Consider the following 18,722-nt stretch of genomic DNA (forward strand, 5'->3'; position numbering starts at 1 on the left):
ATCAACGGCTCTTTCCTTCGATCTCGATCACTCGTCCACATTCGCCACGACGGCCTCACGCATCGGCAGCGTGAGCGTCGATACCGTGCCGCGCCCGTTCGGCCGGTCGTCCAGACGCACGGAACCCGTATGGTCTTCCATGATCTTCTTGACGATCGCCAAACCAAGCCCCGTTCCTTTCGGTTTGTGCGTCACATACGGCTCCGTCAAGCGGTGACGATCGCTCGACGGCAGGCCGATGCCATCATCGGCGACACTCAGCATCGCCTCCTGCCCCTCGATCCGCAACGCGACCAGGATATGGCCGATAATCCTGTCACGATCACCGGCACGGTGCTCCGATGCCTCATCCACGACGAAAGCATCCCCCTCTTTGGCAGTCATGGCAATGGCATCGGCGGCATTCTGCAGCAGATTGGTGATGGCCTGCCCGATCAGCCGCCTGTCGCAACGCACGATCGGCCCCTGCGCGGGCAGACCTTCCGTCTGGAACGCAATTTCGGGGTGAGCGTTGCGCTGCAGGATCAGCGCCTCCCGCACAAGCCGCGACAGATCCTCGTCCCGCAGCACCGGCTGCGGCATCCGGGCAAAGGCCGAGAACTCGTCCACCATGCGCCCGATATCGCCCACATGCCGCACCACCGTATCCACGCACTGGCTGAACGTCTCGGGATCACTGCTGATCTCGCGCAGGAAGCGGCGCTTGAGCCGCTCCGCCGCCAGCTGGATCGGCGTCAGCGGATTCTTGATCTCATGCGCGATACGTCGCGCCACATCGGCCCATGCCGCCTTGCGCTGCGCGGAGAGCAACGCCGTGATGTCATCGAACGTCACGACATATCCCGCCACGTCATCGCCGCGGCGCTCGGCGGCAATGCGCACCAGCAACGTCCGCCCGCTCGGCCCCACACTCGGCCCGTCGCCCAGCACATTGCCCGGATTTTCCGCGTCGATCTGGACTTCCGCCGTGCGTACCTGCTCCGGCGCCTCGCTCACCGCCGCCAGCAGCGCACCGAATTCCGGAACCGATTCCCGCATCGGACGCCCGATCGCCCCGCCGAGATCGCGGTGCAGCAGGCGCGATGCCGCACGGTTGGGCAGCTCGATCACCTGCGCCGCATCCAGCCCGACGACACCGGCCGACACGCCGGAAAGCACCGTCTCCGTGAAGCGCCGCCGCTCGTTGATCTGATCGTAGGCCACCATCAGTTCGGAACGCTGCCCGTCAAGCTGGTCCGTCATGCGGTTGAACGCCCGCGACAGGCTGGACACCTCATCGTCGCGCCCGTCATCGCGCGCACGACGCGCCTCCGGCACGCGCACGCTCAGATCGCCCTCGCTCACGCGCCGCGCCGCCAGAATCAGCAGGCCCAGCGGCCGCGCGATCTGGTTGGCCAGGATCAACCCCGTCAACATCCCGACCGTCAGCACGATCAGGCCCAGAAGGCCGAAAATCAGCACGAAGGTCAGCTGTATCTTCGAGCGATTGGCGTTCAGCCGCGCATATTCCGCCACGACCGCGTCGGTCTTGCGCATATGCTCCAGAATCTTCGGGTCCACGGGTCGCGTGATGACGAGCATCAGGCCGGAGTTCTGCCCCAGGCTCACGACGGCCCGCACCGTGCGCTCGTCGGGACTGTCCAGGATCGCGACATCCGAATTGTCGCTGTTGCGCACCAGATCCTCGGCGGCACGCGGCGGCAGCGCCAGCGCGTCCTGCCCCATCTGCCGCGCCCACAACCCGCCGGCCGCGATCACCTTGTCCTTGAACGGCTCGAAGACGACAGCTTCGTTCAGCCCGCGCTCCGTCGCCTCCATGTCGAGGATGGTCGTCAGGCGGCTCGGGTCATGCAGCAGATCGACACCGGACGCCTGATACATCAGATCGTCATTGGCCGTCGTAATCAGCGAATTCGCGAGCGCGAACGCATCGGTGCGGATATTCTCGTTATGCTCCTGCAAATACCCCGCCGCGACTTCCCGCGCCTCGGTCAGCGCCGTGTTCACGCGGTTGGAGAACCAGATCTGGATGCCATAATGAAAGAACAGGGCCGCCAGACCGCCGACCACCACCGTCGGCGCCACCGCGACCACCCCGAACAGCGTAATCAGCCGCACATGCAGCCGCGCCCCCGCCAGCCCGGAACGCCGCTCCGCCAACATGCGCCCCACGCGGCCGATCACCACGGCGGCCAGCAACAGGAACACCACGAAATCCAGCAGGAAGATCGTCGCCTCGATCTGCGGCCGATGCGCCAGCGACATGCCGCCGGCCAGCACCACGAACGTCGCAAATCCCAGACCCAGCGCCACGACCATCAGAATGGCCGCCGTGTTCAGGGAGGCCAGACGCGTCGAGAGGCGACGCGCGCCGAAATCCACGTCCGGCTGCAACCGCTGCCTGAAGGCGCGAAAGAAGGAACTCATCGGCGCACCACACAGCGCGCCGGTTCGATCTCCAGATCCCGAAGACGCTTGCGCAGCGTGTTGCGGTTCAGCCCCAGTATGGCCGCGGCACGGATCTGATTGCCGTCGGTCGCCTGCAACACCAGACGGAACAAGGGCCGCTCGACCTCGGCAATCACACGCGCATGAAGATTCTGCACCGGCGCGCCATCGTCGAGGAAAGGCGTCAGATAGCGGATGAGAAACGCCGCCAGCGCGTCCGGCCGCGTATCGGGCCGCATCTCGGGCAGGGAATTATCGGACATGAAACACGCAGACGATCCGGCGACGAAGGGAATCCGGCCACCCGCCGGATTCGCGAAACAGGCCCCCGCTATAGCATCGTTTCATGAGCAAGGTCTTAATTCAGGCCGCTTCCTGCGCATGATCGTCAGCCGCCGGGCCCTCGCGATCACGGCGGACGCCATCGGCGATCTGCCTGTCATAGAACGCTTCCAGCATGCCGATCGCTTCCGGCGCGCTGTCCACCTTGTTGATCGCCGCGCGAAACGCCGCCGATCCCGGCAGCCCGGTCGAGTACCAGGACACATGCTTGCGCGCCAGACGCAACCCGGGGCGCTCGCCGAAATGCTCCAGCATCATGCGATAGTGCCGTAACGCAATCGCCTTCTCCGTCGGCAGGTCGGGATCGGGCACATCCTGCCCCGAGCGAAGCGATTCGGCGACCTGCGCGGGAAACCAGGGGCGACCATAGCAACCGCGCCCGATCATCACGCCGTCCGCACCCGATGCCGCAAGCGCGGCGCGGGCATCACGGATGCTGACGATATCGCCATTGACGATTACGGGAATCGAGACGGCATCCTTCACCGTCCGGACAAAGCCCCAGTCCGCACGCCCGTTATAGAACATCTGCCGGGTGCGCCCATGCACCGTCACCATGCGAATCCCGACATCCTGCGCGATCCGCGCCAGAACCGGGGCATTCAGGCTGTTATGATCCCACCCCATCCGCATCTTCAGCGTCACCGGCACATCGACGGCCTTCACCGTCGCTTCCAGCAGCGCCGCCGCCTTTACCTCATCGCGCATCAGCGCCGAACCCGCCGACTGGCCGACCGCCACCTTCTTCACCGGACAGCCGAAATTGATGTCGATCAGATCCGCCCCATGATCGACCGCGATACGCGCGGCCTCCGCCATGGCAGCCGGATCGCAGCCCGCCAGCTGCACGGAGTTCGGGCCATTCTCGGCATTGCGCGCCATACGCAGAGTGTTCTCGTTCTCGCGCACCATCGCCCAGGACGCGATCATCTCCGACACCACCAGCCCCGCGCCCAGTTCACGCGACAACTGCCGGAAAGGCAGGTCGGTCACGCCCGACATCGGCGCCAGAATGACCGGCGTCCCGATCACGACGCCACGCCCCAGATCGATCGGGCGCAGCAAGGGGGCATGACCGCGAACCGGCGCGGTGGAAGTGTCGGCAATGCTCATGATGCCGCCAGAATACCCGATCGCATCCGGCCAACGCAATCGAACGATTCGGCAAATGCGGCACAATCACCACATGTTCAATGGCATTCCGGCAACAGTCCGACATGCAACCCACGGAAAACCCAGGCGCTGTTCTCACGAATTCGTGTCAATCGAGACAACAGGAACGCCCGACATGCCGCATATCGTCACCAACGACGGCACGCAGATCCATTACGAAAGCCATGGTCACGGCCGGCCGCTCGTCCTGATCCACGGCTGGACCTTCAGCGGGCGTTTCTTCCACCGCAACATCGCAGCCCTTTCCGAGCATGCGCGCGTCGTGGCCATCGATCTGCGCGGCCATGGCCGGTCGGACAAGCCGAAGCATGGCTATCGCATCCCCCGCCTTGCCGCCGATCTGCACGACGTCCTGCGGGCACTCGACCTGACGGACACGACCCTGCTCGGCTGGTCGCTCGGCTGCCCCGTCATCTGGTCCTATCTCGAAGTCTTCGGGAGGGAACGCGTGCGGGACGCCATTTTCGTGCAGCAGACGCCACGACAGTATTTCTCGCCGGAATGGAAGCTCGGCCACGCCGCCTGTTACGATCAGGCCGGCCTGGCCATCACCCAGCAGCAACTCACCAACGATCCGGCCGGTTTTGATCGCGGCAATCTCGCAAGCTGTCTCGCCACCGACCTGCCGCCGGAAGAGGAGAGAATGCTGCTGGCGGAAATGGCCATGAGCCCGTCCTTCGCGCGTGCCGCCCTGATGGCCGACCATACGGTGCACGACTGGCGCGACCTGCTCCCCACCCTCACCCTGCCGGCCCTGATGATGGTGGCGCGCAAGGACACGATCCTCACCCCGGAAGGCCCCGCCTGGGTCGGCGATCACATGCCCAACGGTCGCAACATGTTCTTCGACGACAGCGCGCATATGGTCTTCATCGACGAGACCGAAAAATTCAACCGCGCCGTGATCGACTTCCTCGGCGAGCCGCGCTGACGTCCGTCAGATCACGAAGCGTGCGCTCCAGGCCAGCGCACGAATACCATCGTCCGCGCGTAGCCTGACCCGCCCGGCCACCGGATCCTCGCGCCGCAGGCGCGCCGCCAGACGGTGCGACAGCTCGACGATTACCGCCGCGTAGATCCGCATCCGCCGATTGCGGATCAGGTTAGGCAGACGTCGCGCCTCGGCATTGAGTTCGTCCGTCCTGTCGAGCAGCCGGTCGAACACGCGTCGCAGCCCCGGCTTGCTGCGTGCCAGCCGCAGATCGTCGATCGTCACGCCTTCCTCCGCCAGCCACGGTCGCGGCAGGTAGCATCGGTCCAGCGTTCTCAGATCTTTCGACGCATCCTGAAGGTGGTTCAGCACCTGCAGGGCGCTGCACAACGCATCGGATGGCGGCAGCGTGTCATCGTCCTCGCCGTGCAGCTTCAGCAGGAAATGTCCCACCGGATTGGCTGAATAGCGACAGTAATCCAGCAGTTCCTCCCAGGAATCGTAACGGCTCTTCACCGCATCCTGACAGAATGCCTTGATCAGATCCGTCGCCGTCTCCAGCGGCACGCCGGTCTGCAACAGCACCTGACGCAGCGTGACGGCGGTCTGCGCATCGGCGCGCATCGGCGCCTCGCGCTCGCCACGGATCACCTCGCCCATGGCGCGCAGCCGCACGATCTTCGCATCCGGCGTCAGCCGCGTGTTGTCGACCATGTCGTCGATCACCCGCGCGAAATTGTAATAGGCATGGATCGGCGCGCGATAACGCCGCCCGATCAAAACCGTCCCGACGGGGAAATTCTCGTCGCCCGCCCCCTTGTCAGACGTGACATCCGCCTGCCCCCAGACGGATGCGACCGGCAACTTCGTCACGACATTCACGATGCATGCACCTCTTCGGTATAGGCCCGGTTCTTCCACTGCGCGCCACGACCACGATGATGGTCGATGGCCGAGCCGATCGTCGCAGCCGTATAGAATGCCGCCACCAGCGGCAACGGCAGAACACGCCAGAACGACAGCCCGAACCGGCGCAGCGTCGGCACGAAGGAGACCGCGCACAGCGCCGACGCTCCCAACCCGAACCACCGCGCCCGACCGCGCCCGAAAAGCGTCAGGAAGATCGGCACGAACCAGACCAGCCCCATGGCAGAAATCGTCAGCAGCAGATTGAGCGGCGAATAGCGAAGCTGCACATAGGCCGTGCGCGCGATCATGCGCCAGATGTCCGCCGCACCCCGATAGGGCCGCCGGGACCAGGCCAGGGTGCTATGTCCCAGATACAGCCGTCCCCCGGCGCGTTTGACATGCGCCGCCAGCGTGCAATCGTCGATCAGCGCGCCGCGCAACACCTCGACGCCCCCCACGCGCTCCAGCGCCGTCCGGCGCAGCAGGATCGTGCCCCCCGCCGCCCCGGCGATGCGGGAGGCCGGGTCGTTCACCTGCGTGAAGGGGTAGAGCATGGCGAAGAAATAGACGAATGCCGGCACCAGCCATCGCTCGGCCGCGCTCTCGCAGTTCAGCTTGACCATCTCGGAGACGAGATCGAGCCGATCCTCCTGCGCCTTCGCCACCAATGTGGCGATATGCGCGGGCGCATGGACGATATCGGCATCCGTCAGCAGCACGAACCCATCCGGCCGAAGCCGCTTCAACGCGGCCATTTCACCCTGATGCACGGCCCAGAGCTTGCCGCTCCAGCCCTCCGGTCGCGCCTGCCCCTCGATGACCGTCAGGCGACCGTCAGGATCGGGCACGGCACGCGCCAGATCGCCAGTGCCATCCACGCTGCCGTCATCGACGAGAACGACCGACAGCGGGCCGCCATAATCCTGCCGCAGCAGCGAGGTCAGGCACTCCTGGATCGACTCCGCCTCATCACGCGCCGGCACGATCACCACGACTTCCGGCAACGCCGCGTCCGTCACGTCACGCCGTTCCAGTTGCGGTCCACCATGCCAGAACCGACCGTGGGCGAAGACAAGCTTGAGCCACGCCACGAAGGCCGATGCACCTGCCAGCGTCGGTATCATACCGGATCGATCCGCCCATGCTGCCGGAACCAGGCGATCGCATCGGCCACCGCCTCGCGCGCCGGGCGCGGCGCGTAACCGAGATGTTCCTGCGCCTTGAGGGAGGAGAAATACATCAGCTTGCGCGACATCGCCAGCGTCTCACGCGTCACCCGGGGTTCGATGCCGAAGCCCCGCGCCAGCCACTCGGACCCGACCGCCACCGGCCACAGCCAGGACTGCCGGAGCCTGATGCGCGGCGGCTTGACGCAGGCAATCTCGCCAATCAGCGCGAAGAGTTCGCCCAGCGTGTAATTCTCGCCGCCGAGAATGTATTTCTCGCCGATCGTCCCGCGCTCCAGCGCCAGCGCATGCCCCTCCGCCACATCGTCGACATGGACGATGTTGAGGCCCGTATCCACATAGGCCGGCATCCGGCCGGAGGCGCAATCGACGATCATCTGCCCGGTCGGTGTCGGCTTGATGTCGCGCGGCCCCACCGGCGTGGAGGGGTTGACGATCACCGCCGGCAGCCCCTGTTCGCGCACCAGCTTCAGCACCTCCTGCTCGGCGCGATACTTGGAGCGCTTGTAGACGCCGATCACGTCATGTTCCTCGATCGGCGTCGTCTCGTCCGCCGGCGTGCCGTCCTTGGTCAGCCCCAGCGCCGCGACGGACGAACAATAGACGATGCGCTCGCACCCGGCCTGCTGCGCCGCCAGCATCAGCCGCCGCGTCCCTTCCACATTGGCCGTCATCATCGCCGCCGGGTTGGGCACCCATAGACGGTAGTCCGCCGCGACATGAAAAAGATACCGGCAATCCTTCAGCGCGGCCGGGAACGTTTCCGGCGATGTCAGATCGCCATTCACGATCTCGGCATCCAGCCCGGCGAGATTGGACCTGTCGGCGCCCGCGCGCACCATCAGCCTCAGACGGTGTCCGCGCTCCTGCAGCACGCGCGCGACGGCAGACCCGACGAAGCCGGTCGCGCCGGTTACGAGCGTATATTCGGCCATGATGTCGCGCTTGCTCCTCTGACAACCGCCAACAGCCATCGCAGACCAGGGCGGAATAGATCCTGTTTCAATTGCAACATACCGTTCAGGGCGCATCACGCAAACCGCCGATACCGCATATTCTCGTACGAACCCACCACGACCGGTGTGGCGGAATGCCCTCACCTGGTGTAAGCCGCGACCAGACGAACGCCGGAACACCGGTTCTCGTCCGCACCCGGCCCCCGGCTCACTTGCCCGGCTTTCCGGCCGCCTGCTCCTGTTTCACGGCCTTTCGGGGCCGATCCGGATTGCGACGTCGTTTTGAAGAAACTGACTTTCCTCCTCTCGCTTCTCGGCATTGCCGTCCTGACCGCCATCACAGCCTGGCTCGGTGTCGGCCCGGTTCTGGGCGCGATGCAACGCATCGGCTTCGGCGGTTTCGCGGCCCTGCTGGTCGGCCAGGTGGTCATCGACGTCGGCCTGGGCCTCGCATGGCTGCTGCCCTGCCCCGATCTGGGCCTGCTGCGCACCGTGAGCGCGCGCGCCGTACGCGACGCTGCGGGCAACTGCCTGCCATTCTCGCAACTGGGCGGCATCGTGCTGGGCATCCGCGCGACCTGCGCGGAACCCGACACCACGCACCACCGCCGCGCCGTGCAATGGCCGGAAGCCGTGGCCGCCAATCTCGTCGACATCACGACCGAGGTGCTGGGCCAGATCGTGTTCGTCCTGCTCGCCTTGCTGTGCCTCGTTGGGCATCAGGGCGGGGGGCGCTTCATCTGGCCGGTGCTCGGCGGGATGGCGCTGCTCTCGCTCGGCATCGCCGGATTCATCTGGACGCAACATCGCGGCGGCGCCGCCGTGCATCGCGTCGTTCAGTTCTTCGGGCAGCATATCGCCGCCGGCTGGCGCGACTCGCTGGTGGACAACATGGACGCGTTCCAGGCCCATCTCGACGATATCTGGCAGCGCCCCGGCCGCGTCGCGCTCGGCGCGACCATGCATCTCCTCTGCTGGCTCGGCAGCGCCGCCTTGAGCTGGTTCGCATTCCGCATGCTCGGCGCCGACCTGTCCTTCGCTGGCGCCATTGCGATCGAAGGCGTCGTCTGTGGCATCATGTCCGCCGGCTTCCTGGTCCCGGCCGCCCTCGGCGTGCAGGAAGCCGCCTATGTCGCACTGGGCATGATCTTCGGCGTGGACGCCAAGGTGGCGCTCGGCCTCTCGCTGCTGCGCCGTGGTCGTGACATCGCACTGGGCATTCCCGTCCTGCTGCTGTGGCAGATGTTCGAGATGCGCCGCCTGGGCCACCGCAACCGCCAGAATTACGAGGGCGCACCGCAGGGCTTCGACGAACCTCGTTCGCGTCGCGCCTCATGAAGCCGCTCGTCGAGACACTCTGCGTCATCGGGCCGGGCCTCATCGGCTCCTCCATCCTGCGCCGCGCCCGCCTGGAGCCCTCGATCGCGCGCCACCTGATCGCCGTGGATCGCGATGCCCATGTCTGCGATCGCGCCCGCGCCCTCAACCTTGCCGATGAGATCACGCAGGACGCAACCGCCGCCGTCGCAAATGCGGACCTCGTCGTGCTCTGCGTGCCGGTCGGCGTCATCCCGGTCGTCGCCGCGGCAATCATCCCGCATATGAAGGCCGGCGCCATCCTCACCGATGTCGGCTCGACACGCGGCAGTGTTGTCGAAGGCATCACGCCTTATCTGCGGCCGGACATCGCCTACGTGCCGGCCCATCCCATGGCGGGCACGGAGCATTCCGGACCCGATGCCGGCTTCGCCACCCTTTTCGAGAACCGCTGGTGCCTGTTCACACCCGCGATGAATGCCTCACCGGAGGCGATCGCGACGATGGAGGCTTTCTGGCAGGCCATGGGCGCGCGCCTGCGCCACATGGACGTCGCACATCACGACAAGATCTGCGCCATCGTCAGCCATCTGCCGCATCTGCTGGCCTTCACCATCTGCAACACCGCCGACACGCTGGCGGACGAACTGCGCGCGGAAGTGCTGGACTTCGCCGCGTCAGGCTTCCGCGATTTCACGCGTATCGCGGCGTCGGACCCGATCATGTGGCGCGATATCTTCCTGCATAACCGCGAGGCCCTGCTGGAAATGCTCGACCGTTTCTCGCAGGACGCCCAGGCCATGGCCGACGCGATCCGCCAGGACGACGAGGCCACCATCGTGCGCACCATCGAGCGCGGCCGCCGCATCCGTCGCAATCTCATCGAGAACAAACAGGCCTGACTTCTGCTGGCGATGGAATAACGTTTCCATATATACACATGTGCGCCGTTCCTCCCACAATGACATCGAAACAAAACGATATCAGGGAAGTCATCGCTGAATGTATATTATGCGTCGTCTGGGTCGGATCGCCTCACTTCTCTGCGTGACTGCAGCCTGCGCCCATGCGGCACCGCCTCCGAAAGACAACCCGCGCCTCAGGGCCCTGTTCGATGCGGATCAATCCGCGCGTGAAAACGGTCCCATCAACTGGACCATCCTGACCCGACAAGACGCTGAACGTCGTGCCGAACTCAGGAAAATGATGACCAATCACACCCTGTCGACCGGCCTCGACTATTACGAAGCCGCCTTCATCGAGCAGCACGGTCAGGAACCCGAAGATTTTCTCCTGGCCCACGCTCTCGCCATGGGTGCCCTTGCGAAAGGCTACACCGACGCCCGATGGATCGCGGCGGCGACCCTCGACCGATATCTACAGAATACCAAACATCCCCAGATCTTCGGGACGCAAACCATCCTCAGGACGAATGCCACAACACATCAGGAAAACCCGCCAACCCGCGAGCCTTTCGATACGACCCTCGTGCCGGATTCCCTGCGCCTGATCCTCGGCGTGCCTGACCTGAAGACCCTTGCTTCCCGACTTGCCGCAAAGGATTTCAATTCAGCGGAGGACGATAACTAGGACGCCACACCCGCCATCCGTCGAAAGCCCGCCGATCCCGGCGGGCTCCCGCAGCAGGTCTTACGGCAAATCCACCACGCGCAGCGTGTTCGTGGAACCCCGTTGCCCGAATGGCAGGCCCGCCATCAGAACGATCTTCTCGCCCTTGCGCGCGAAGCCTTCGTATTGCGCCAGCTCGACCGCCTGATCGACCACGCCCTCGACGCCGAAAATCGGCATCTCCTGCCCGACGGACTGCGCCCGAACACCCCAGACCACGGCAAGACGGCGCGCCGTATCGTCATCGGGCGTCAGCGCCAGAACGGGGCAATCCGGCCGCTCGCGCGCAATCCGCAACGCACCCTGGCCTGTCTGCGTGTAGGTGACGACAGCCGAAGCATGCACCGCCTGCGCCACATGCCATGCAGCTTCGGCGATCGCACCACCGGTGCTGCCATCGCGCTCGGGCCGCAACGCATGCAGGCGCGTGCGCCATTCCGGATCGCGCTCGATGCGCGCCGTCACGCGCGCCATGATCTCCACCGCCTCACGCGGATATTGCCCGGCAGCACTCTCCGCCGACAGCATGACCGCATCCGCCCCGTCGAATACCGCGTTGGAAACGTCCGAAACCTCCGCACGGGTCGGCGTGGGGCTGGTAATCATGCTCTCCAGCATCTGCGTCGCGACAATCACAGGCTTCCCCTGGCGGCGCGCCTCGCGCACGGCGCGCTTCTGCGCGACCGGCACTTCCTCCGGCGGCAGTTCGACACCCAGATCGCCGCGCGCGACCATCAACGCATCTGAAAGGCGAATGATGTCCTCCAGCCTTTCCATCGCCTGCGGCTTTTCCAGCTTGGTCATGATCCAGGCCGCACCATTGGCGATCTCGCGCGCCTCCTCCACATCCTCCGGCCGCTGCACGAAGGACAGGGCAATGTATTCGACACCCAGGGACAGCGCGAATTCGAAATCCCGTCGATCCTTCTCCGTCAGCGCCGGAATCGGCAGGATCACATCCGGCACGTTGACGCCCTTGCGGTCCGACAACACACCGCCGACCTCGACCACCGTCTCAAGGCTTCCCTCGCCGCGCGACAGCACACGCAGGCGCAGCTTGCCGTCATCGAGCAGCAGATGGCTGCCCGGCTCGGCGGCGCTCAGGATCTCGGGATGCGGCAATTTCACCCGATGGACGTCACCCGGCGTATCGTTGAGGTCCAGACGGAATCTGTCGCCCTTGCCAAGCGTCACGCGGCCATCGACAAACGTCCCGACGCGCAGCTTCGGCCCCTGAAGATCGGCCAGCACCGCCAGAGGGCGCCCCAGTTCTGCCTCGACATCACGAATGGCGGCATAGCGGGCCCCATGATCCTCATGGCTGCCATGCGAAAAATTCAGACGAAAAACGTCCGCTCCGGCCACGGCGAGCGTGCGAATCATGTCCGGCGTGGACGATGCCGGACCCAAAGTGGCAACAATCTTCGTTCGGCGCACAAGCGGCGCAGGGGTCAGGCGGTGCGAGTCGGTCATCATGGTCTCCGGTCAATCGGTCCGGTCAGCGGGAGGGTGGCCGTGCTCAGGAAGGCTGAATCACCTCGCCCGGCAACAGTCCCCAGAACAACCGCTTCGGCAACCAACCGCTATAGCCCTTCACCACCACACGACACCATCCCGAACCTTGCGGACAGGTCTTGATATTGCCGACCGTACCCGGCTGAAGCACCGCTACAACACTGCTGCCCTCGTCCGACTGGCTGTAGAGCATCACATCACCGTGCTGCGCCCGGGCTTCCTGCTCGGTCGCGACATGCCCCACCACGCGGGCATCGGCACGCCCGATGACATCGCCGGATTTCTCGGATGCCTCACCGGCCGCCAGCGGATGACCCTCCGGCGGCAGACCGGGAATGACGAACGTACGCTGGCCGACCAGCGTCGCCTGATGCACCCAGCCCTTGGTGCCGTCCGAATCCTCGATCAGGCGCCAGACATCGAACTCACGCTCCACTTCGACCGGCAGACCGCGACGATGATAGACCCACTCGATCGGATAGCGCTGTCCCGGCCCCTTGCGCAGATAAACCTTGTCGGCGCGCATCGCCGCGAAACGCGGCAGCGGCAGGCCCGTATTGGTGCCCTTGTCCTGCGGGGGCGCATCGGGCGCAGGCGGCGGCCCGGCAGGCACCTCGCCCGGCGCGCTGCCCGCCGCTCCGGTTGCCACGCCCGCCGCGGCACCCGCGGCCGCCCCCGCCGCGACGGCATGCGACTTCGCGCGATGCGGCGCATGGTGGGCAGGCGTGCGCGACGCGACCGTGGCCTCGTGATGCCGACCATGACGATGCGCGGCATGCGTTTCCGCCGCCTGCGGATTCGCCCCATGCGGCACGGCATGGGCCCCATGCGTCTTGCGCGCGCCTGTCTGCGCGTGCGCGGTCGCGCCATCATGCGCGGCAATGTGATGATGCTTGTGGTGATGCGGCGCGGTCTGCGCGACAGCGGCTGAAACACAGAGTGGCGACAGGACCGCCAACCATAATCCGAGACCGCAACGGTTGTTCTTCATGGCTGCATGGGTGCCAAGTTGTCAGCCAGAGGGCAAGAGGTCCGCTGCCCCATGAGCAGCGATTTTTCAAACGGCAATCATCTGCCCGTCGCCCGCCCGTTCAAAAAACCGGGTCACGCCGCAAACCGTCACCCCGTCGCACAGATCCGCCGCCGTGCACGCGGCCATGCGCAGACCGGATTCGCAGGCCAGAAGTTCGATCCCCAGATCCTGCACGGCCTCGCGCAGCGTCTCGAAGCCCGCGACGCCCCGCGCCTGGATGTCCGCATCGAACGCACTGCCCGACAGGCGGCGCCAGTCGCGGCATAGCGCGAATACCCCCAGCCCCCCGCCGAACAGCACCACCGGACGCCCCAGCGCCAGAGCCCCCGCCGCCATGACGAGCGCATGATGCGCGCGATGAAACGAGTCATCGGCCAGCGTTATGGCCAGCATCCGCGTCACGCTTGCCGCCCGTCGCCACAACCGGGACAATGCGGATCCCGCTCCAGCGCGAATTCCCGGAAACGCGTTTCAAGCGCATCCCAGCACAGCACGCGCCCCTGAAGCGAACGCCCGATCCCCAGGACCTCCTTCAAAACCTCCGTCGCCGCCATCGTGCCGATCACGCCCGTCACCGCACCGAGGATACCCGCCTGCCCGCAGGTCGGCGCGTCGCCTTCGGCGGCATCGGGATACAGACAGCGATAGCAGGGCCCGCCATGCTGCGGCCGGAACGTCGAAAGCTGCCCCTCGAACTGCGAGACCGCGCCGGAGACGAGCGTGCGCCCGTGCCGAACACAGGCATCGGACACCGCCTGTCGCGTCGCGAAATTATCCGACCCGTCGCAGACCAGATCATATCCCACGACAAGCTCGTCGAGATTGCGCGCATCGACGCGACAGTCATGGATATCGACCGCAATCCCGTCATTCAGCGCGGAAAGACGCGACCGCGCGGCGACGGCCTTTCGTTCGCCCAATGTGGAACCATCGAACAGAATCTGACGTTGAAGATTGCTCAGATCAACACGATCGTCATCGACAATACCGATCCGCCCCACGCCTGCTGCCGCCAGATAAAGCGCCACGGGGGAACCGAGGCCGCCCGCGCCGATCAGCAGTACGCTGCCCTCCCGCAGGCGCGCCTGCCCGACCGCCCCGACGGGCGGCAGCAGGATATTGCGGGAATACCGGCGCAGTTCATCGGTGGTGAACGAGAGATCGGGTAGTTCGATGGTCATGAAGACAACTTCGTCTTTCCGGAAGGATAAAAAATGCCCGGCTGCGCATTGTATTAATGACAACTCTGTCATCGCGACGTAGTATGGCGTCAATCCATACGAAGCGCCATCGACACGGCACATCCGTGCCGCACCTGACCCCGGTTTTTCCAGCGGAAATCCGGTTCGCTCTATGCCCCTAATGCCTGCCGCAGAGACATAGATATGAGACGCCTCGCCCGACTGCAATTACTGCCCGCGCACGGAATCGCCTTCGCCAGCCGTGCCATGCCGCAAACAATCGCCGCCCGCCCGCATCACTGGTTCGGTGCCTTTTTCCTGGCCGTCATCTGCGCCTACGCGCTCTCGCCGTTCATGGCCCTGTGGTCGATCGACGGCGCGCTGAAATCGCACGACGCGAACACGCTCGCCACGCATATCGACTGGAGCGCCCTGACCGACAGCCTGAAGCAACAGACGATCAGCGCGATCAACGGTCCGGCAGCGGCCGCCGACGATCTGCCGGATTTCGGCTCGTCCTTCGCCACCAGCGCAGTCTCCCACGCCATCGATACGCGCCTGACGACCGATTCCCTGCTCACGATGGCAACGCAGATGATGCCCGCCGGTCAGCAGCCTGCATCCTGGCGCGACCTGTGGTCGAAATTCTCGGCACGTTTCGTCGGGCTGACAGGCTTCGAGGCCCGGCTCGCCAGCCGACCGGGCCAGGCGCCCACCACCGTGCACATGAAGTTCGAGCACTGGCACTGGAAGGTCACGCGCCTGGAATTGCCGGCAGGGGCCTGACAGGCCCCCGTCACGTCAGGCCGCGGGCAGGTCCTCTTCCAGAACGATGATGTTGATGGCGTAGGACACCTCGCCCTCATCCTCGTCGCGATGCACCGTGCCGATCACCTCATCGTTGACCGCCAGTTCCACCGACAGGCCGGGGCGCGGCGGCGGATTGACCGTCAGGTTCGGCGAGCCGAGCAGACGACGCAGCGTCTTTTGCAGACGCGTGACTTCGGAGGCGGAGATATTGGCCATGATCGAATCTTTCCTCGGTGAGGAACGCCTCGGCGTTTCCCGTTAGTCGATGGCGTTGCTGTGTAGAGCATTGTCGCGGATCGTGAAACAGCCTGCCCCGCATTCGCCGCGATTGCGACACACCAAGGCCATACGCACCTCGCGAAATGGTGAGATGGCACTCCTCGCTTACCTCCTCACGCCGTTCTGGGCGGTACTCCTGCCAACGCATATGGCGGATGCGCAGGATATCGCCATGGCGACGCCTGACCCGGCACGCACCGAAACGGCACAGTCCCTGACGCAAAACCATGGGTGGGCCGCCTTCGCCCGCTCCCTCGCGCGCGCCGACGCGGCGCTGACGCCGAACCGGGTGCTGCCGATCCTCCGGCATGCACCGCCCCAGAACGTCCCGATGCTGCGCGCAGCCCTGCGAAGCGGCCTGACGCACGATGCGGGCCGCACGCTCCGCCTGCTCGACCCCGCCCGCGACGGCGCATTCAGCGGTCGCGCCGTCTGCGCCAGCGGAAATGCGGGATGGCGCCGGAGCATGGTCGACCGGCTCTCATCCGATCACGATATCGCCGACGCATTCCAGCATCAGGATTGCCTGGACGCCATTAGATACAATCCAGGCGGTTGATCCTTCCGCGATTGGACGGCATGTCTATTGCCATGCCCCGGCGGAACCTCCGGAACGTTTCGCCGCTATGATGATGACACTTCCTGTCTGCTTCACGCCGAACTGTTGCCACCACCTGCTGGAGAAACGATGATTTCCCGTACGCTTCGTGCGCTTTCCCTTGCCACCTTTGCCACCACACTCAGCGGCTGCGGATATTTCGACTCCAGGGCGGCACACCGCGCCCAGATCGCTATGGTCGGCATGACATCCTACGACCTGCAAGCCTGCGCCGGCATCCCGGCAAGCGTGAAGCAGCTAAACGACACGACGCAAATCTACCAGTATACCGGCACGCATACCCTGCCGACCTTCAGCGGCTCGACCCTGATTCCGGTTGCCGACATCTCGTCCGTCATCCAGGAATTCAGCGGCGGCGGCGGCACGACCTGCACGGCCGTCATCCGCCTCGACCATGACCGCGTCTCCGAAGTCCATTACACGGGCGACGATGACGAGGTCATCGGCACGGACGGCATCTGCTCGATCATAACGCGCGGCTGCGCCCGCCAGCCGGAAGCGACCGAGCGCAAGGTCAATGCCGGTCCGTTCGGTCCCGTTTCCGCCTTCGCACCGGCCAAGACGCCCAACCAGAACACGGATGCGACCTATTCCAAGCAATCCGGCGGCGTCATCACCAATCCGGACCCCAAGTCCACCAAGCCGGTCATCCTGCCCCGCACGCAGTAACGGCGGGCGACAGTCACGAAAGGCGGCGCGGCCCTATACCGTGCCCGCCGCGATCGCCGCCTTCATGCGCGCGATCGCATGCGGCAGCCCCACCATGATCGCCTCGCCGATCAGAAAATGGCCGATATTCAGTTCAGCCATCCCGCCGATCGCCGCGACCGCGCCCACATTCTCATAGGTCAGCCCATGCCCGGCATGGAGCTCCAGCTTCTCCGCCAGCGCGGCATGCCCGGCGATTTGCAGGCGCTTCAGTTCCGCTGCATCCGGCCGGTGGGCGTAGGCCCCCGTATGCAGTTCCACAACCTGCGCCCCTACCCGCGCCGCCGCCTCGACCTGCACCGGATCAGGATCGATGAACAACGAAACGCGAATGCCCGCCTGCCGAAGCCGTTCGATTTTCCGCGTCAGATCATCGGATTGCCCGATCACATCCAGCCCGCCTTCGGTCGTCACTTCCTGACGGCGCTCCGGCACGATGCAGCAGGCATGCGGTCGTAACGCACAGGCCAGCGCGACCATCTCCTCCGTTGCCGCCATCTCGAAATTCAGTGGCACCGGCAGATCGTGCCGCAGACGCTGCATGTCCTCGTCGCGGATATGCCGCCGATCCTCACGCAGATGCGCCGTGATTCCGTCCGCACCATGCGCCGCCGCCAGCAAGGCACCAGCCACCGGGTCCGGATGGCGACCGCCCCGCGCATTACGCACCGTGGCGATATGGTCGATATTCACGCCCAGACGGATCATGACGCTTCTCCCTGCATGAAATTCCGCCGATGCACCCCCATCTCACCGGCCAGCCGCAACGCCGCCAGCAGGCTGGAGACATCCGCGAGCCCCTTGCCGGCGATATCGAACGCCGTACCGTGATCGGGCGATGTCCGGACGATCGGCAAGCCGAGCGTCGCATTCACGCCCGACGCCATGTCGAGCGTCTTGAGCGGAATCAACGCCTGATCGTGATACATGCACAGCGCCGTGTCGTAACGCGCACGCGCCGCCTCGGTGAACATCGTATCCGGCGGCAGCGGCCCGAAAGCATCGATTCCATCCGCGCGCAGGGCCTCGATGGCCGGCACGATGATCGCGCCTTCCTCATCGCCCATCAACCCGTTCTCACCCGCATGCGGATTGAGCCCCGCCACCGCCAGACGTGGCGCCGCAATCCCGAAATCCCGGCGCAGGGCGGCGGCCGTGATCCGCCCCACCGCGACGATCCGCGCCGTATCCAGCGTCGCCAGCGCCTGCCGCAGGCTGACATGCACCGTCACCGGCACGACGCGCAAACGCGGCGAGGCCAGCATCATGACTTCCTCGCCCGGCCTGTCGCAAAGCGCCGCAAGGAATTCCGTATGGCCGGGATAGGGAAAACCGGCCTGCCGCAACACATGCTTGCTGATCGGATTGGTCACGACGCCCGACACGGCACCGGACAACGCCAGCTTCGTCGCCAGTGCGATGGATTCGATCACCGCCGCGCCGTTCGCCGGGTCGGGCTGGCCCGGCAACACTGCCGCGCCCAGCGTCAGCGGCAGCACCGGCAGGGCCGTGGCGAAAGCCGCCAGCGCCTCCCGCGCATCCGCGACCACCCTGACCGGCACGCGATCGCGCAACAACGCCGGATCGCCCAGCCAGACGAACGGCGTCGCCTGCGCCGTCCACGCCGCGGCGGTCAGTTCCGGCCCGATGCCCGCCGGATCGCCCATCGTCAGCGCGGGCAGCAT

General features: G+C 65.5%; 20 protein-coding genes. 7 read left to right on the top strand and 13 right to left on the bottom strand.

From position 1 onward, the window contains the following. Positions 1–27: 27 nt before the first annotated feature. From A0U93_RS07610 to dusB, 3 genes are all read right to left on the bottom strand, one after another. Positions 28–2,427, bottom strand: a complete 2,400-nt coding sequence (locus A0U93_RS07610) for a sensor histidine kinase NtrY-like (RefSeq protein ID WP_077806810.1) — start codon at positions 2,425–2,427, stop codon at positions 28–30. Next, positions 2,424–2,711, bottom strand: coding sequence for a helix-turn-helix domain-containing protein (locus A0U93_RS07615; protein WP_077806811.1), 288 nt, complete (start codon positions 2,709–2,711; stop codon positions 2,424–2,426). Before A0U93_RS07615 ends, A0U93_RS07610 begins: the two co-directional genes overlap by 4 nt. A gap of 100 nt (positions 2,712–2,811) precedes the next feature. After that, positions 2,812–3,903 carry a tRNA dihydrouridine synthase DusB gene (gene dusB / locus A0U93_RS07620; RefSeq protein ID WP_077808410.1) on the bottom strand — a complete coding sequence of 364 codons (1,092 nt, stop codon included), beginning with the start codon at positions 3,901–3,903 and terminating at the stop codon, positions 2,812–2,814. 175 nt (positions 3,904–4,078) lie between these two features. Here dusB and A0U93_RS07625 point away from each other — a divergent pair, with 175 nt between their 5' ends. Continuing rightward, positions 4,079–4,894, top strand: a complete 816-nt coding sequence (locus tag A0U93_RS07625; RefSeq protein WP_077806812.1) for an alpha/beta fold hydrolase — start codon at positions 4,079–4,081, stop codon at positions 4,892–4,894. A gap of 6 nt (positions 4,895–4,900) precedes the next feature. Here the strand turns inward: A0U93_RS07625 and hpnC are convergent, their stop codons facing one another. The 3 genes from hpnC to hpnA are packed head-to-tail and all read right to left on the bottom strand — an operon-like array spanning position 4,901 to position 7,925. After that, positions 4,901–5,776: a squalene synthase HpnC gene (hpnC, locus tag A0U93_RS07630; RefSeq protein ID WP_245825153.1), complete on the bottom strand. Its 876-nt coding sequence runs from the start codon at positions 5,774–5,776 to the stop codon at positions 4,901–4,903. Further along, positions 5,773–6,927, bottom strand: coding sequence for a glycosyltransferase (locus A0U93_RS07635; RefSeq protein ID WP_077806813.1), 1,155 nt, complete (start codon positions 6,925–6,927; stop codon positions 5,773–5,775). The genes hpnC and A0U93_RS07635 overlap by 4 nt, the downstream gene beginning before the upstream one ends. Then, entirely contained in the window at positions 6,924–7,925 is a 1,002-nt protein-coding gene (gene hpnA / locus A0U93_RS07640) for a hopanoid-associated sugar epimerase (protein WP_077808412.1), read from the bottom strand. The genes A0U93_RS07635 and hpnA overlap by 4 nt, the downstream gene beginning before the upstream one ends. A gap of 303 nt (positions 7,926–8,228) precedes the next feature. Between hpnA and A0U93_RS07645 the strand changes: the two genes are divergently transcribed. The 3 genes from A0U93_RS07645 (at position 8,229) to A0U93_RS07655 (ending at position 10,853) form a co-directional block, all read left to right on the top strand. Then, positions 8,229–9,284, top strand: a complete 1,056-nt coding sequence (locus A0U93_RS07645; protein WP_077806814.1) for a lysylphosphatidylglycerol synthase domain-containing protein — start codon at positions 8,229–8,231, stop codon at positions 9,282–9,284. Beyond that, on the top strand, positions 9,281–10,165 hold the full coding sequence (locus A0U93_RS07650; protein ID WP_077806815.1) for a prephenate dehydrogenase/arogenate dehydrogenase family protein: 885 nt from the start codon (positions 9,281–9,283) through the stop codon (positions 10,163–10,165). Before A0U93_RS07645 ends, A0U93_RS07650 begins: the two co-directional genes overlap by 4 nt. 100 nt (positions 10,166–10,265) lie before the next feature. After that, complete coding sequence (locus A0U93_RS07655; RefSeq protein ID WP_174807223.1) at positions 10,266–10,853, top strand: hypothetical protein; 588 nt, start codon at positions 10,266–10,268, stop codon at positions 10,851–10,853. Positions 10,854–10,913: 60 nt separating this feature from the next. On the opposite strand, the gene pyk is transcribed toward A0U93_RS07655, so the two are convergent. From pyk to A0U93_RS07675, 4 genes are all read right to left on the bottom strand, one after another. Further along, on the bottom strand, positions 10,914–12,365 hold the full coding sequence (gene pyk, locus A0U93_RS07660) for a pyruvate kinase (RefSeq protein WP_077808413.1): 1,452 nt from the start codon (positions 12,363–12,365) through the stop codon (positions 10,914–10,916). Positions 12,366–12,411: 46 nt separating this feature from the next. Next, positions 12,412–13,398: an SH3 domain-containing protein gene (locus A0U93_RS07665; protein ID WP_077806816.1), complete on the bottom strand. Its 987-nt coding sequence runs from the start codon at positions 13,396–13,398 to the stop codon at positions 12,412–12,414. 66 nt (positions 13,399–13,464) lie between these two features. Next, complete coding sequence (locus A0U93_RS07670; RefSeq protein ID WP_245825155.1) at positions 13,465–13,872, bottom strand: hypothetical protein; 408 nt, start codon at positions 13,870–13,872, stop codon at positions 13,465–13,467. Further along, complete coding sequence (locus A0U93_RS07675; protein ID WP_077806818.1) at positions 13,839–14,621, bottom strand: HesA/MoeB/ThiF family protein; 783 nt, start codon at positions 14,619–14,621, stop codon at positions 13,839–13,841. The genes A0U93_RS07670 and A0U93_RS07675 overlap by 34 nt, the downstream gene beginning before the upstream one ends. Positions 14,622–14,825: 204 nt before the next feature. On the opposite strand from A0U93_RS07675, the gene A0U93_RS07680 reads away from it, so the two are divergent. After that, entirely contained in the window at positions 14,826–15,407 is a 582-nt protein-coding gene (locus tag A0U93_RS07680) for a DUF2939 domain-containing protein (RefSeq protein ID WP_077806819.1), read from the top strand. A 15-nt stretch (positions 15,408–15,422) separates the two neighbouring features. On the opposite strand, the gene A0U93_RS07685 is transcribed toward A0U93_RS07680, so the two are convergent. Beyond that, positions 15,423–15,647 (bottom strand): DUF3126 family protein, encoded by a 225-nt coding sequence (locus A0U93_RS07685; RefSeq protein ID WP_077806820.1) that lies wholly within the window; start codon positions 15,645–15,647, stop codon positions 15,423–15,425. An 82-nt stretch (positions 15,648–15,729) separates the two neighbouring features. Here A0U93_RS07685 and A0U93_RS07690 point away from each other — a divergent pair, with 82 nt between their 5' ends. Both A0U93_RS07690 and A0U93_RS07695 read left to right on the top strand, forming a co-directional pair. Continuing rightward, positions 15,730–16,269, top strand: a complete 540-nt coding sequence (locus A0U93_RS07690; RefSeq protein ID WP_211274060.1) for a hypothetical protein — start codon at positions 15,730–15,732, stop codon at positions 16,267–16,269. A gap of 129 nt (positions 16,270–16,398) precedes the next feature. Beyond that, positions 16,399–16,998, top strand: a complete 600-nt coding sequence (locus tag A0U93_RS07695) for a hypothetical protein (protein ID WP_174807224.1) — start codon at positions 16,399–16,401, stop codon at positions 16,996–16,998. Between the two features lie 33 nt (positions 16,999–17,031). Here the strand turns inward: A0U93_RS07695 and A0U93_RS07700 are convergent, their stop codons facing one another. Then, positions 17,032–17,745 carry a pyridoxine 5'-phosphate synthase gene (locus tag A0U93_RS07700; RefSeq protein WP_077806822.1) on the bottom strand — a complete coding sequence of 238 codons (714 nt, stop codon included), beginning with the start codon at positions 17,743–17,745 and terminating at the stop codon, positions 17,032–17,034. Beyond that, complete coding sequence (pdxA, locus tag A0U93_RS07705) at positions 17,742–18,722, bottom strand: 4-hydroxythreonine-4-phosphate dehydrogenase PdxA (protein ID WP_147150787.1); 981 nt, start codon at positions 18,720–18,722, stop codon at positions 17,742–17,744. Before pdxA ends, A0U93_RS07700 begins: the two co-directional genes overlap by 4 nt.

The organism is Neoasaia chiangmaiensis, assembly GCF_002005465.1.
Taxonomy (GTDB): Bacteria; Pseudomonadota; Alphaproteobacteria; order Acetobacterales; family Acetobacteraceae; genus Neoasaia; species Neoasaia chiangmaiensis.